Annotated in this window: 12 protein-coding genes; 8 read left to right on the top strand and 4 right to left on the bottom strand. The window is 63.2% G+C overall.

Features of this window, described 5'->3' with window-relative positions:
• Window positions 1–344: 344 nt before the first annotated feature.
• The 6 genes from HNS03_RS11305 (at window position 345) to HNS03_RS11280 (ending at window position 10,373) form a co-directional block, all read left to right on the top strand.
• A complete protein-coding gene (locus tag HNS03_RS11305; RefSeq protein ID WP_367195376.1) occupies window positions 345–4,088 on the top strand; it encodes a vitamin B12-dependent ribonucleotide reductase in 3,744 nt (1,247 codons plus the stop codon).
• Between the two features lie 1,516 nt (window positions 4,089–5,604).
• On the top strand, window positions 5,605–6,924 hold the full coding sequence (locus HNS03_RS11300; RefSeq protein WP_367195375.1) for an ABC transporter substrate-binding protein: 1,320 nt from the start codon (window positions 5,605–5,607) through the stop codon (window positions 6,922–6,924).
• A gap of 128 nt (window positions 6,925–7,052) precedes the next feature.
• Window positions 7,053–7,949, top strand: a complete 897-nt coding sequence (locus HNS03_RS11295) for a branched-chain amino acid ABC transporter permease (protein ID WP_367195373.1) — start codon at window positions 7,053–7,055, stop codon at window positions 7,947–7,949.
• Window positions 7,946–8,932: a branched-chain amino acid ABC transporter permease gene (locus HNS03_RS11290; protein ID WP_367195372.1), complete on the top strand. Its 987-nt coding sequence runs from the start codon at window positions 7,946–7,948 to the stop codon at window positions 8,930–8,932. The genes HNS03_RS11295 and HNS03_RS11290 overlap by 4 nt, the downstream gene beginning before the upstream one ends.
• An 8-nt stretch (window positions 8,933–8,940) precedes the next feature.
• Window positions 8,941–9,711, top strand: a complete 771-nt coding sequence (locus HNS03_RS11285) for an ABC transporter ATP-binding protein (RefSeq protein WP_367195371.1) — start codon at window positions 8,941–8,943, stop codon at window positions 9,709–9,711.
• The gene (locus tag HNS03_RS11280) at window positions 9,711–10,373 is read left to right on the top strand and encodes an ABC transporter ATP-binding protein (RefSeq protein ID WP_367195370.1); all 663 of its coding nucleotides are present in this window, start codon (window positions 9,711–9,713) and stop codon (window positions 10,371–10,373) included. Before HNS03_RS11285 ends, HNS03_RS11280 begins: the two co-directional genes overlap by 1 nt.
• A 141-nt stretch (window positions 10,374–10,514) precedes the next feature.
• Here the strand turns inward: HNS03_RS11280 and HNS03_RS11275 are convergent, their stop codons facing one another.
• The 3 genes from HNS03_RS11275 to HNS03_RS11265 form a co-directional block, all read right to left on the bottom strand.
• Window positions 10,515–11,321: a DUF72 domain-containing protein gene (locus HNS03_RS11275; protein WP_367195368.1), complete on the bottom strand. Its 807-nt coding sequence runs from the start codon at window positions 11,319–11,321 to the stop codon at window positions 10,515–10,517.
• Window positions 11,322–11,396: 75 nt separating this feature from the next.
• Window positions 11,397–11,747: a lysozyme inhibitor LprI family protein gene (locus tag HNS03_RS11270; RefSeq protein ID WP_367195367.1), complete on the bottom strand. Its 351-nt coding sequence runs from the start codon at window positions 11,745–11,747 to the stop codon at window positions 11,397–11,399.
• 304 nt (window positions 11,748–12,051) lie between these two features.
• Window positions 12,052–12,321 carry a bacteriocin gene (locus tag HNS03_RS11265; RefSeq protein WP_367195365.1) on the bottom strand — a complete coding sequence of 90 codons (270 nt, stop codon included), beginning with the start codon at window positions 12,319–12,321 and terminating at the stop codon, window positions 12,052–12,054.
• 163 nt (window positions 12,322–12,484) lie between these two features.
• Here HNS03_RS11265 and HNS03_RS11260 point away from each other — a divergent pair, with 163 nt between their 5' ends.
• Entirely contained in the window at window positions 12,485–13,390 is a 906-nt protein-coding gene (locus HNS03_RS11260; protein WP_367195364.1) for a PfkB family carbohydrate kinase, read from the top strand.
• 211 nt (window positions 13,391–13,601) lie between these two features.
• Here the strand turns inward: HNS03_RS11260 and HNS03_RS11255 are convergent, their stop codons facing one another.
• Complete coding sequence (locus tag HNS03_RS11255; protein ID WP_367195362.1) at window positions 13,602–13,925, bottom strand: hypothetical protein; 324 nt, start codon at window positions 13,923–13,925, stop codon at window positions 13,602–13,604.
• A gap of 256 nt (window positions 13,926–14,181) precedes the next feature.
• On the opposite strand from HNS03_RS11255, the gene HNS03_RS11250 reads away from it, so the two are divergent.
• Window positions 14,182–14,739 carry a PadR family transcriptional regulator gene (locus HNS03_RS11250; protein WP_367195361.1) on the top strand — a complete coding sequence of 186 codons (558 nt, stop codon included), beginning with the start codon at window positions 14,182–14,184 and terminating at the stop codon, window positions 14,737–14,739.
• Window position 14,740: the final 1 nt, after the last annotated feature.

Below are 14,740 nucleotides of genomic sequence, written 5' to 3'. Positions count from 1 at the left end.
GCCCCGGAGGGACACACAACCCGTTGACCACTCCGTCGACTCGCCATACTCTCCAAACCATCGAGCAGCACCGGCTGGTCGCCCCCCATAGGAACCCCGGAACCGCACAGTTTTTTGACAGGCGGCGGCGCGTTTGGCGTCGGCGTACGGGGATGACTTGTGCCTATCAGACCACACGGCGCTTCGCTTTAAACAATTCGTTAGTACCCCATATCTAGTATTTCGGGTAGAATTCCCGACAACATGCGGGATCGGCATCTGCCGCCCGGCGCGATGCGAGCGCGCTCGGGAGGCGGGAACGAAGCGGCGCCTGGCGCGCCGGCACGAGCAGGGACGACAGAGACATGCGGATCGAGCGACGTTACACTCAGGCCGGGCACTCCCCTTATGAGGGGATCGAATTCCGGCGGTCGACCAGCGAGATCCGCAATCCGGATGGCTCGGTGGTGTTCCGGCTTGCCGACATCGACGTTCCGGCGGCCTGGAGCCAGGTCGCCACGGACGTGCTGGCCCAGAAATATTTCCGCAAGGCCGGCGTGCCTGCGGTTTTGAAGCGGGTCGAAGAGAACGACGTGCCGAGCTGGCTGTGGCGCTCCACGGCCGACACCGAGGCGCTGGCGGCGATGCCGGAAGCGGAGCGGTCCGGTCCGGAGATGGATGCGCGCCAGGTGTTCGACCGGCTTGCCGGTACCTGGACCTATTGGGGCTGGAAAGGCGGCTATTTCGATGGCGAGGACGACGCCCGCGCCTTTTTCGACGAGCTTGCCTACATGCTCGCCACCCAGAAGGTCGCGCCGAATTCGCCCCAGTGGTTCAACACCGGCCTGCATTGGGCCTACGGCATCGACGGGCCGAGCCAGGGTCACTTCTACGTCGACTATCAGACCGGCGAGCTGACCCGTTCGCAGACGGCCTACGAACATCCGCAGCCGCACGCCTGCTTCATTCAGTCGGTCCACGACGATCTGGTCAACGACAGCGGCATCATGGACCTGTGGGTGCGTGAGGCGCGGCTGTTCAAGTACGGCTCCGGGACCGGCTCCAACTTCTCCGAGCTGCGCGGCGAAGGCGAGCCGCTGTCCGGCGGTGGCCGCTCCTCCGGCCTGATGAGCTTCCTTCGGATCGGCGACCGGGCAGCGGGCGCGATCAAGTCCGGCGGCACCACCCGACGCGCAGCCAAGATGGTGGTGGTCGACGTCGACCATCCCGACATTGAGGCCTATGTGGACTGGAAGGTCCGCGAGGAGCAGAAGGTCGCCGCTCTCGTTACCGGCTCCAAGACGGTGAAGAAGCACCTTCAGGCCATCATGAAGGCCTGCGTGAATTGCGAAGGCCCGGGCGACGACTGCTACCTGCCGGAGAAGAACCCGGCGCTGAAGCGCGAGATCCGCGCCGCCAAGAAGGCGATGGTGTCGGAAAACTATATCCGCCGCGTCATTCAGTTCGCACGCCAGGGCTACACCGAGATCGAGTTTCCGACCTTCGACACCGACTGGGATTCGGAAGCCTACCTCACCGTTTCCGGCCAGAACTCCAACAACTCCGTGCGCGTGACCGACACCTTCCTGAACGCCGTCGAGCAGGACGGCGACTGGGATCTGGTGCGCCGCACCGACAAGAAGGTCGCCAAGACCATCAAGGCGCGCGAGCTTTGGGAGAAGATCGGCCATGCGGCCTGGGCCTCTGCCGATCCCGGCATCCAGTTCCACACCACCATCAACGACTGGCACACCTGCCCCGCCGGCGGCGACATCCAGGCCTCCAATCCGTGCTCGGAATACATGTTCCTGGACGACACGGCCTGCAATCTCGCCTCGGCGAACCTGATGCAGTTCCTGGGCGAGGACGGCCGCTTCGAGGTGGAATCGTTCGAGCACGCGGTGAAGCTGTGGACGCTGGTGCTGGAAATCTCGGTGATGATGGCGCAGTTCCCCTCGCCGCAGATCGCCAAGCTTTCCTACGACTACCGCACGCTGGGCCTCGGCTACGCCAACATCGGCGGCCTCTTGATGACCTCGGGCATCTCCTACGATTCCGATGAGGGCCGGGCCATCTGCGGCGCCATCACCGCAATCATGACCGGCACGGCGTACGCGACCTCCGCCGAGATCGCCCGCGATCTGGCCCCCTTCCCCGAGTTCGGCCGCAACCGCGCCGCCATGCTGCGGGTGATGCGCAATCATCGCCGCGCCGCCCATGGTCATTCCGGCGGCTATGAGCTGCTGCGCACCGATCCGGTCCCGCTCGACCATGCCTCCTGCCCGGATCGGCGGCTGGTGGATCATGCCATGCGCGCCTGGGATCGCGCGCTGGAGCTCGGCGAGCGCTATGGCTATCGCAACGCTCAGTCCACCGTGATCGCGCCGACCGGCACGATCGGCCTGGTCATGGATTGCGACACCACCGGCATCGAGCCCGACTTCGCGCTGGTGAAGTTCAAGAAGCTCGCCGGCGGCGGCTACTTCAAGATCATCAACCACGCGGTGCCGAAGGCGCTCGACGCGCTCGGCTACTCCGAGAGCGAGATTGCGGAGATCGTCACCTACGCGGTCGGCCACGGCACGCTCAAAGGCGCCCCGGCGATCAACCACGACGCCTTGAAGGCGAAGGGCTTCACCGACGACAAGATCGCCGCGATCGAAGGCGGGCTGAAGGCGGCGTTCGACATCCGCTTCGCCTTCACCAAGTGGTCGCTCGGCGAGGCGTTCCTGACGGAAACCCTCGGGATCGCGGCGGAGAAGCTCGACGACCCGATGTTCGACCTTCTGGCGGAGCTCGGCTTTTCCAAGGCCGAGATCGAAAAGGCGAACATCCACGTTTGCGGTGCGATGACCGTGGAAGGTGCCCCGCATTTGAAGGCCGAGCATCTGCCGGTGTTCGACTGCGCCAACCCGTGCGGCCGGATTGGTAAGCGCTATCTGTCGGTGGCGAGCCACATTCGGATGATGGCGGCCGCCCAGCCGTTCATCTCCGGGGCGATCTCCAAGACCATCAACATGCCGAACGATGCCACCGTCGACGACTGCAAGGAGGCCTACATGACCTCCTGGCGGCTGGCGCTGAAGGCCAACGCGCTTTATCGCGACGGTTCCAAGCTGTCGCAGCCGCTGAACAGCCAGCTCCTCTCCGACGACGAAGACGAGGCGGAAGAGCAGGCGGAGGCGATGGCCGCCACCCAGCCGGCCCAGGCCCGCGCGGCGGTGGCCGCCGAGCGCATTGTAGAGCGGATCGTCGAACGGGCGGTTCGCGAGCGCGACCCGATGCCGAACCGGCGCAAGGGCTACACCCAGAAGGCGATCGTCGGTGGCCACAAGGTCTATCTGCGCACCGGCGAGTACGATGATGGCCGGCTTGGCGAGATCTTCATCGACATGCACAAGGAGGGTGCGGCCTTCCGGGCGATGATGAACAACTTCGCCATCGCCATCTCGCTCGGCCTGCAATATGGCGTGCCGCTGGAGGAGTTCGTCGACGCGTTCACCTTCACCCGCTTCGAACCGGCCGGCATGGTTCAGGGCAACGAGGCGATCAAGAACGCGACCTCGATCCTCGACTACGTGTTTCGCGAGCTCGCGGTCTCCTATCTCGGACGCAACGAACTCGCCCACGTCCAACCGGAGGACGCCGGCGCGACCACGATCGGCCGCGGCGTCGAAGGCGACAAGCCACAGGTAGTGCCGGTCTCCCACGGCCTCGTGCGCGGCCAGACCCAGCGCTTCCAGGTACTGAAAGGCGAGCCGCGCGGCTCCGCCAGTGGTGGCGCCACCGCGCATGGCGGCTCGGCGACGGTGACCGCGCTCAGGACCGAGGTTCAGACCGCCTACAGCCGCGACGTGGAATCCGACGTGGAGGTGGAGACCGACGACCTCTCGATCGAAGAGGTCCGCCGCGAGGTGGAAAGCCTGCTCGGCAGCGAGGCCCGCGACAACGCCCGTAACCGCAAGTCGGAAGAGGCCAGCAAGGTCGCCCTCGCCCGGCTCCAGGGTTACGAGGGCGAAGCCTGCGGCGAATGCGGCAACTTCACCATGGTGCGCAACGGCACCTGCCTGAAGTGCGACACCTGCGGCGCCACCAGCGGCTGCAGCTGATCGAAAGCTGCAAAAGCAGCCAACTCAAGATCGGGCGCCGAAAACGGCGCCCGATCAAAGATACGGGAACAGAACGTAAACGCAATTTACCGCGGATCTTCCGCACAAAGAAAAAGGCCGGAGCAAACGCCCCGGCCTTCTACCCGCGAGAAACCAGCCAAGGTCCTGGCGGGCGACGAACATGACCGAAGCCGTGTCCTTTGTTGGCACTTCGGACAGTCGCGGATTCGATTGTGAAAGTCGAGACGGAACCTTGGCGCATAGCTAGCAAAGGACAACAGCTATGAGCGAACGTAAAACTTTCGATATCGGCCGCGACTCGAGGACCGGCCATTTCATCCCCGTTGACGAGGCGAAAAGGCGCCCTGCAACCACGACCGTCGAGCGTGTGCCCAAGCCGGGCCGGGGAGACACCAAGGGAGAACCGCACCGCTAATTTGGTCTGAGTTCTCTGTAAAGTCTGGCGGCCGGTCGGAAACGACTGGCCGTTTTGCATTTGGGGGCGCGGAGTTGCCTGCCCGTGAGGCACCGCCTGCCTCTCGAGATCAAGGAGCGGCCAGGATTTTCAATTCAAAATCGCGCACTGCACGCTCGCGATTCATCGAGGCAAATTCGCGTGGCATTCGATTTCGGCGAAGAGCGAACCACTGTGGACGAAAATGAGTGCGACAAAATCGCACGGCACGTCGGATGGCAAAATTGCGGCCGCCGCAGGTCGATTAAATCTTTTGACCACAAAGCACTTTTCGTATCGAGACCCCGCCGAGCCCTCCTGCTGCATTGCACCTAAAACGTATACAAGCGCGGTCAAGGGCGCCGGTTTTGAGCCTCGGCGGGTTTACCCTTTCCGCTGGTCCGGCTAAAAAATTGAGGTGAATTCGTCACTTGGTCGATTTCGTGAGCCTCACTCAAGGCCCTTCACGCGCGTCGAGATAACTGCTCGGAGGGGCGCTTCTTGCCCTCACGCCGAAGCGGCTTTCGAGCTCTCGTTGCCTACGGATTGCAGTGCAACGAGCCGCGGCGAAACAATTTGGGAGCGCATGAACGACAGGCAGACCATCAGCGGAGCGGACAAGCATTCCGTCCAGCCCGTCCTAGCCTGCGTCGCGCGGCTTTGGGCGGACCGATTCTTGCATACGGAGACCTCTCTCCTTGCGCAAATGGGTTGCCGCCTCAGGTTAGCCCGCTGCGCGGGCCAGCGCCCGTTATCGTTGCACGCTCCTCGATCTGGTCATCCCGGCCCGTTGCACGGCGTGTATGCGCTGATCGTCGGGTTCACATGGGCTGGTGGCGTTCTCTCCCGTCCGCCTCAGGGCATGTCCGCCCGTCCAGGATGAGGACCCGGAACGTTCAACCTGCCGAGGGCCAGCACCCGCTGGCATCGGAGGCTTACAATCGGCCGTTTGCCGGCAAGTCTCTCTGATCACCAACCACCTGCGGCCGGAGTCAAGGGGCGGCTTATGCAGCCGATCCAGGGGCCGGTCGTGTCAACAAACCGAAAAGCCGGAGACAAAACATGATGACAGCCCTGCAACACAGCCTGACAACGCGGCTGTGCGCTGCCACCTGCCTTGCCGCCGTTCCTTTCGTGGCTGCAAATTCCGCGCTCGCTCAGGACAGTGTTAAGATCGGCTTCGTCTACTTCCTGTCCGGTGCCGGCGCGGCCTACGGCACGCCCGCCCGCGACGGCGCCAAGCTGATGGTGGACGCGCTCAATGCCGGCGAAGTGCCCGCGCCCTACCAGGCGACCGGCATCAACGGCGTTTCCATCGAGCCGATCTTCATCGATGAGGCCGGCGGCGTGCGCAAGCAGATCGCCGAATATCGCCGCCTGGTCGAGCGCGAGGGCGTCGACATGGTGCTGGGCTACACCTCGTCGTCGAACTGCAACGCGCTGGCGCCGATCATCGAAGAGCTGCAGACGCTGACCAACTTCTTCCACTGCGGCAACCCGCAGCTGTTCGAAGAGATCGACACCGATCCGGTCTACGCGTTCCGCTCCTCGCCCATGGGCACGATGGATCAGGTCGCGCTCGCCCGCTACGTCACCGAAGAGTTCCCGGACATCAAGACCGTTTCCGGCGTCAACCAGGACTATTCCTGGGGCCAGGACAACTGGGCGGAGTTCCAGGCGGCGATGAACGTGCTCAGCGACGACGTTGAGTACAAGAACGCGCTGTTCCCGAGCCTGGGTGCCGGCGAGTACGGCAGCGAGCTCAGCGCACTGGCGAGCGATCCGGCCGACCTGACCTTCGTCTCGTTCTGGGGCGGTGATGCGGATGCGCTGATGCTGCAGGCGGCCTCGCGCGGTCTGGGTTCGAGCACGCGGTTTGCCTTCACGCTGGGCACCGGCGCGATCGACGGCCTCGGCAAGAACACCATCGACGGCACCATCGTCGGCTCGCGCGGGCCGAATTCCTACCTCGCCAAGGAGACCGAACTCTCCACCTGGTTCGCGGACGCCTATCAGAAGGCATATGACAAGTATCCGCCTATGGCGGCCTATGTCGCCGCCCAGGGTCTGCTCGCCGTCAAGGCGGCCGCCGAGGCAGCCGGTGCGCCCGCCGGGGACCTGCCGGATACCGATGCAATCGTAAGCGCGTTCGAGGGCATGACCTTCGACACCGTGAACGGCTATCCGATCTCCATGGCGCTTCACAACGGCCACCAGGGCATCTCCGACACCGGCTACGGCGTCTACACCGGCTGGGACAGCGAGAAGGACGCGCCGATCATCGAGCAGATCAAGATCTACGATGCGAAATGCGTGAACCCGCCGGAGGGCCAGAAGGCACTCGAGTGGATCAAGTCGGGCTTTGAGGGCGCAAGCTGCTGATCGGCGGCTAGCTCTTCCCTTATCGCTAAGAGACGGTGCGCCGGGCTTCCCTCGGAGTCTGGCGCGCCTCTCACCCCGCGGGTGAACCACCGGTTCCCGCATTTCCGCGATCCGACTTTAGAGAGACCATGAATCTCGCCCAAATCATCCTGATCGACGGCATCGCCTACGCCGGCTGGCTATTTCTGGTCGCCATCGGCCTGACGCTCGTCTTCGGGGTCCTGCGCCTGATTAACATCGCCCATGGCGGCTTCTATGCCATCGGGGCCTATGTCGCGGCCTACGCCATTGGCGCGAGCGTCGATGCCGGGTTCTCCACCGGCGTCCAGCTCCTGCTTGCCTTCGGCGGCGCGGTTCTCGTCGGCGGTCTCTTGGGCCTCGTCCTGGAGCGCACCGTGCTGGTGCGGCTCTACGATCACCCGGAAGTGCTGGTGCTGTTCGCCACCTATGCCCTGTTCCTGATGCTGGAAGACATCACCAAGCTCGTCTTCGGCGGTGCCTCGCTCTACGCTTTCCAGCCACGCAACGCCTTCGGGATGGTCGACCTCGGCCCCCTCGCCTATCCCGTCTACGACGTGCTGACGGTTGCGATCGCCGTGATCGTCGCGCTCGGCACTTGGTTCGTCCTCAACCGAACGCGCACCGGCAAGTGCGTGATCGCCGTCGTCCACGACCGCGAAATGAGCGCCTCCATGGGCGTCAACGTCGCCGCCATCATGACCGGCACCTTCGTCGTCGGCACGATGCTCGGCGCCTTCGCCGGCGCTGTCACGGCGCCGAAGATCGCGGTCAATCCCGGCATTGGCGTCGAAGTGATCGTCCTTGCCTTCGCCGTGATCGTCATCGGCGGTCTCGGCAGCATCGGCGGCGCCGTCGTCGGCGCGCTGGTGGTGGGGCTCGCCCGCGCGTTGGCAACCCACCTGTTTCCCGACCTCGCCGTGTTCGCCGTCTACGCGGTGATGGCCCTCGTCCTCGCGATCCGCCCCTACGGCCTGTTCGCTCGACCGATCGCGCGCAAAATATGAAAAACCGACTGATCGATCCGACCATTCTCGCCGTCGCCGCTGGTGCGATCGCGCTGTCATTCGCCTATCCAGCCATGCCGGGCTGGGTAACCTTTCTCCTGCAGATCGCCATCGCCGCGTCACTGCCGGCGCTTGGCTGCATGATTCTGCTGCGTGCCGGATTGCTGTCGTTCGGCCAGGGCTTTTTCTACTTTGTCGGCGCCTATGCGCTGGCCCTACTCTACCAGCATTTCGGCATCACGGACGCTTTCCTCGGAATCGTCGTCGGAGCGGTCGTGTCGGCCGTGTTCGCCGGGCTGCTCGGCTTCTTCATCGCCCGGTATCGCGGCATCTTCTTCGCGATGCTGACGCTTGCCATTACCATGGTGGCCTACGGCATCGCCGTGAAGATGGACCTGTTCGGCCGCTCGGATGGCCTCAATGTCGGCCGCCTCACCTATCTCGGCTTTTCGCCCTCGCGCGAACAGAGCGGTTTCGCCCTGTTCCTCCTGTGCGTCTGGATCTGGGCGGTGTTCGGCGTCTTGACCCATCTCTATCTGCGCTCGCGCTTCGGCAAGTTGATCTCGGCCATCGAGGACAACGAGACCCGGATCGAATATCTCGGCTGGTCGGTGAAGAAGGCGGTGCATATCAACTACATGGTCGCCGCGGTGTTGGGCAGTGCCGGCGGCGCGCTGGTGGCTGCGTCGGCCCACTATGCCGATCCGAGCCTCTCCTATTGGACCACGTCGGGTGAGTTCGTGTTCATCGTGCTCATCAGCGGTCAGGCGAACGTGCTGAGCCCGCTGTTCGGTTCGGTATTCCTAGAGCTCATGCGGACCTACGCGACCGCCTACTTCCCGGACGAATGGCAGCTCATCCTTGGCGGCGTGATGCTGGTCATCATCCTGTTCCTGCCGAGCGGCCTCGGCCATCTGTTCGTGCTGGGCCGCCGGGTTCTGCTCAACCGGCAAAGCCCCAGCCAAACGGGGCCGCGCTCATGACCCAAACCATGACAGAGACCCCAATCCTGGAATGCCGCGGCATTGCAAAAAGCTTCGACGGCTTCGCCGCGGCCAATGCCATCGACCTCACCATCTCCGAGGGCGAAGTGGTCGGCATCATCGGCTCCAACGGTGCCGGAAAGACCACGCTTTTGAACATCGTCTCCGGTCACCTGAAGCCCAGTTCCGGCCAGGTCCTTTTCGCCGGCGAGGATGTCACCGGCGTGCCGTCGCGTAAGCTTGCGCGCAAAGGGATCGCGCGCTCTTTCCAGGTTCCACAGCTCTTTGCACGCTCCACGGCGCTGGAAAATATGATGCTCGCCGTCAGCCTGCTCGCACGGCCGCACGAATCCATCCTGTCGCGCTTCGACAACGACAAGCTCGCTAAGGCGGCGCACGAGGCACTGGCGCACTACGGTATCGACGAGCACACCGACGCCGTCGTCGGCGAACTGCCCCAAGGGGTGCGCAAGCTCCTCGACATTGCGATGGCGACGGCCGCGCAGCCACGTCTGGTGCTTCTGGACGAGCCGACAAGTGGTGTCTCCAGCGAGGAGAAACACGACGTCATGCAGCGTCTTGCCGACCGCTTCGCAACCTCGGGCACCACGGTCGTCTTCATCGAGCACGACATGGAAATCGTGCGGCGCTACGCCAGCCGCGTGGTCGCGCTCACCGACGGCACGGTCATTGCCGATGGTGCGCCGGACGTCGTGTTCGCCGACGAAACCGTTGCCGAAGTGATCGTCGGCGAAGATGTCACCACGGGAGGCGCCTGATGCTTCGCCTCGAAAATGTCTCCGTCGCGATTGCAGGGGCGGACATCCTGCGCGATGTCTCCCTGCACGTTCCGACGAACACGTTCGTCGGTCTCGTCGGCCGAAACGGAGCGGGCAAGACCACCCTGATGCGTGCGGCCATGAACCTGGTTCCGGTGAAGGCCGGCACCATTCATATTGGCGGCGAGGACACCACCGCCGCCGCGGCGCATATTCATGCCCGCCAGGGCGTGGGCTATCTGCCGGAAGACCGCCGTCTGATTCCGGACTGGACCGTGGAAGACAATATCCGCCTGCCGGTCTGGGCCGCCAAGCGCAAGGGCGAGGCCGAAACGCGGCTGAAGCGGATCTACGATCTGATTCCGGAAGTAGCCAAGGTCTCCGACCGCAACGCGATGCAGTTGTCCGGCGGACAGCAGAAGCTGGTGGCGCTCGCCCGCGCGTTCGTGGCGGGCACCCGTCTCATGATCCTAGACGAACCGTTCGAAGGCGTGGCCCCTGCCCTCGTGCAGCGCTTGGTGGAGATCCTCGCAACCTTGCGCAACGAAGGCGATCACGCCGTGCTGATTTCCGAGTCGGATGCGGTCTATTCCACCACCTTGGTGGATCAGACTTACATCATCGAACGCGGCCGGGTCGCCGAAGGCGCAAGCGCGGGTTAGAGCCTTTTCCGCTCGGATGGAAACATCTGAGCGATAAGAAATGACTCCAGATTCAATCGCTTGAGCAATTCCTTTCCGCTCGGACCGATTCAGTCTGAACAGGAAATGCTCTAACGGTCACGCGTCGGATTTCAAGCGGTCTCACCCAACCCGATCGATCAGCGCCATTGCCGCAGCCGGGTTGGCCGGCTTGTAGCCGGATATGACGTAGAGAAACACGTCGCGCGGACCGGATGCCTTTTGCGGATCGCCAATGAGTTCCAGATCATCCGGAGCGCCGCCAGCGGCCCAGGTCTCGGCACGAGCCGCCCAACGATCGAGATCGGCGTTCGAATAGCCGGCTCCCTCCGTCTCCATCGTGCCCATGGCGCGGACATAGACGAATGGCGCGGTGACGTCGGCAATCAGCGGAAACTCCGAATCGCCGGCGATCACGACGGCCACGCCGTGCTTGCGTACCAGATCGACGAACGCCGGCGCCTGAAAGCTTGCGTGACGAACCTCGACGACATGACGAATCGCGCGACCATCGATCTGCTTCGGCAGCAGCTCAAGGAAGGCTTCGAAGTCGGCCGGATCGAATGCCTTGGACGTGGCGAACTGCCAGTTGATCGGCCCGAGCTTGTCGCCAAGCTCCATCACGCCACTGTCGAAGAAGCGGCCGATCGATGATCCAGCTTCCGCCAGAACCTTGCGGTTCGTGGCAAAGCGGGGCGCCTTCAGCGAAAAGACGAAATCGTCCGGCGTCTCGTCGCGCCATTTGATGAAGCTCGCCGGCTTCTGGCTGCCATAGTACGTGCCGTTGATCTCGATCGAGGTCAGATGGTGGCTGGCATATTCCAGCTCGCGCTTCTGCGGCAGCTTGTCGGGATAGAACGCCCCGCGCCAAGGCGCGAACGTCCAACCGCCAATGCCCACACGGATGCTGCCAGCCGCGTCCTTCGTCATGGCCCTCTCCCGAAGCCGCTTTCAATGACTGGTGCGCAACGGGCAACAAACGCCTGCCCGATCAGCACTTGCGCCTCAATAGGGCCCGTTCTGGTAGATGCCCTTGAGGATGCCCTGAATTTCGGCGATTCGCGCCTGGTAGGCAGATGCGATGCAGCTTGTGTCGGCGCCGCACGCGGAACGCTTTTCCAGGAACGCGCGTTCGGCATCCTGCTGGTCACCGCGTACGCCCATGGCAACGAGATTGGTCATTACCTCGTAGAGCGTCGCATTTTTAACGTCGAGATTGGCAAGCTCCCGGCTATCGCAGATTGCCTTTTCGTCCGGCTTCGACGCCTTCGCGCAATCGAAGCTCTGCGCGGCAGCAGAGCCGCACATTGCAAGCGCCGCACATGCGGAGACGAAGCCCAATTTCCAGATAGCCATGAACGAACTCCTCCAATCCTCGATCCGTGAGCATGTCCCGTAAAAATCGGCTCGATTTAAACGACAAGGACCTGCTCAAGCTATTCAATCTGGAGCCATTCTTTATCGCTCAGATGTTGCCATCCGAGTGGAATAGGCTCCGGGATTCTCGCCGCGCCTGGAAGGCGGCAAGAGACGGTTTCTCGTCGCCTTCTACCGCGAATCCGACGGACATACCGCCCCCCCCCCCGGAACTCCGAGAGGTGCGCCTAAAACAAAGGGCGCCCGAAAGCGCCCTTTGTGATTGGCTGCCGACCGATCCAAATCAGCAGGCGACGCGAACGAGCTCGCCGTACTGGTTGCGGACGTAGCAATCCTCTTTCGGCGCAGTGGCGACACCGGCCGCACCGCCCGCCGCAGCGCCGATCAGGCCGCCGGCAACGGCCGACCCGGCATCGCCGCCACCGATGATGGCACCCGTCGCCGCACCCAAGCCGCCGCCGATCAAGGCGCCGGTGGCACCGCGCTGGGTTTGAGTTTCCGTGCAAGCGCCGACCATCAAACCAATGACGATCGGAACAATGAGAATCCGCATGACCGCTCCTTTAGGCTCCATTCTCCGGAAAGATCAGATACGACGTTCGCGAGTTAGGGTAAACGCCAATCTTTCATGCCACAATTCCGTGAAAGTCCAGGGACTGGACCGGCACGTGTACCGACGATAACCGGTCGACCAGAAGCCAAAAGGAGGCCGAGGAATGGACGCCCTCTTCATCGGGCAAGCCTATATCGACATAACCTTCCTAACCGATCGGATTCCGACCGGGGACGAGAAGACCATTGCCGACGACTATGCCGTCTCGTTTGGCGGAAATGCGGTCACGGCCGCCTTTACCTGCGGTCGGCTGGGACTTGCGCCGGACATTCTATGCCAGATGGCCGACGATTGGCTCGCGAGAATGTTCCGCGAAATGGCATCGCGCTACGGCATGACCATCCACAGCCGGAAGGTGCGGGAATCGTCTCTCTCCTTCATCATGCCCAACGATGGCAAGCGCGCCATCGTCCGCTGCCGCGACGACGATTATCTGCATCCCTATCCGAACCTCAATCTGGAGGGGTGCCGGGGGTTGCATCTCGATGGGCACATGGCCGACGCGGCTCTGCACTACGCCAAGATGGGCCGGGAGATGGGGATCCTCACCTCGCTTGATGGCGGCTCGGTGCGCGCCAACACCGACGAGCTCCTGGGCTTCATCGACGTGGCCGTTGTCTCGGAACGCATGTGCGAGCAGATGCGCGTTTCCCAGGGCGGCATGCTGGAGCTGTTGCGGGCCAAGGGATGTAAGGTCGGCGGCATCACGTTGGGCGAACGCGGTCTCGTCTGGTACGAGGGCGACGAGGCGCCGCGTTGGATGCCTGCGCTCGCGGTTCCGCCGGAGAAGGTGGTCGACACCAACGGCGCCGGCGACGTTTTCCACGGCGCCTACATGTATTCGGCGATGAGCCGGCCGGAAATGCCGTGGGAAGCGCATTTCGCATTCGCGCGGGCGGCCTCGGCCCACGCCGTCCAGCACCTCGGCAACGAGCACAGTCTGCCAACGCTTGCCGAGGTCGAGGCTGCCGAACAGATGTTCCCGGAGGCCTGTGCCGGCGCCCCGTAGGTCGCGTCATTAGAGCCGTTCCGCTTTTCTCGGAATCGCGGCGCGGGTCTACCTCATTGTTTCGACGCGTTTCCGGACGGCCAACCGGTTTCCACTGGGCCTCGAAACGCTTCTGAGACCTCATCATCGAAAACAAAAATGCCGGTCTCTCAGAGACCGGCATTTTCATTCGTACTATCGGCCTTGGGCTTAGAACCGTCTGGGCAACCTCTCAGTCGCGCCCTCGTGCAACGCGCACAGGCACGGGCACAAGCACAGGATCAGCGACACGGTGGGGCCGGCGTGGCGGACGCGGTCCCTTCTCTTCCCCAAGGCTCATGATTGCTGCGCCCATGGACGCACTGGTCAACGTGACGAGGAAGCCGAAAAGCAGCATTACGATCGGCAGCACCGGGTTCGAGGAGGACATCACCAGTCCTCGGAGGCCTCCAAGATCGAACGCGAACAGAGCGGCGACAACAACCACGGTCGCGGCCGCTCCCACGAGCCAGTGGCGTAGAAGAAAGCGCAAGAGCTCTCCGCGATCGCGCTCCATAGGATTCTCCCAGCAAAGACGTTTGATCGATTGAATCGAAAATAGTGCGCGGCCCACGGGGCGGCCAGAGGCCAGTTTGCGGCGCGCAGTCGCATGGCGGTCGCAAGGCGTTCATATCGCAGCGCGCAAACGTGTGATCCGAAAGCCCTTGCGCTTCGTATTTCGGATCAGCATATGCATGATCAACATATATCGGCCATGAATATGCTGCATCGAGCGGCCACGGGAAAGCACACGGTTTCAGACTGAGATGAAAATGAACGTCCGCACCCTTTGCCTCGCCATTCTTCAACACGGTGATGCCACCGGCTACGAGATCAAGAAGATGTCCGTGGAGGGTGAGTACAGCTATTTCGTCGATGCCAGCTTCGGCTCGATCTATCCGGCGCTGTCGCGGCTGGAGGCGGACGGGCTGGTAACGGTGCGGGAGGAAACCCAGACCGGCAAGCCGGCACGCAAGATCTACTCCGTCACCGAAGCCGGGCGGGCCGCCCTGGTGGAGGCGCTGATGGCGGAGCCCGAAGAGGATTTGTTCCGCTCTCCGTTCCTTCTGGTCGCCATGAACGCGGAGCTCCTGCCCCGCGCGCATATCGCCCATGCCATCGACAAGAAGATCGACGAGTTGGAGCAAGAGGTCGCCCACCTCGGCCAGATCATCGAGGCCTACGAGAACCCCGGCTCGCGCTGGATCGCCTCATACGGCCTCAATTGCATGACGAATTCCCTTCGCTATCTGCGCGCCCATCGCGATGCGCTGGAAGCGCTCGCGCGCGACGACGCCACCATGCCTCAAAGCCCGCTCGCGGTGAGCTGAG

The sequence above is a fragment of the Amorphus sp. 3PC139-8 genome, assembly GCF_040750475.1.
Classification (GTDB): Bacteria; Pseudomonadota; Alphaproteobacteria; order Rhizobiales; family Amorphaceae; genus Amorphus.
Note: the sequence above shows the minus strand (reverse complement) of the source record. Positions and strands in the feature narration are given on the sequence as shown.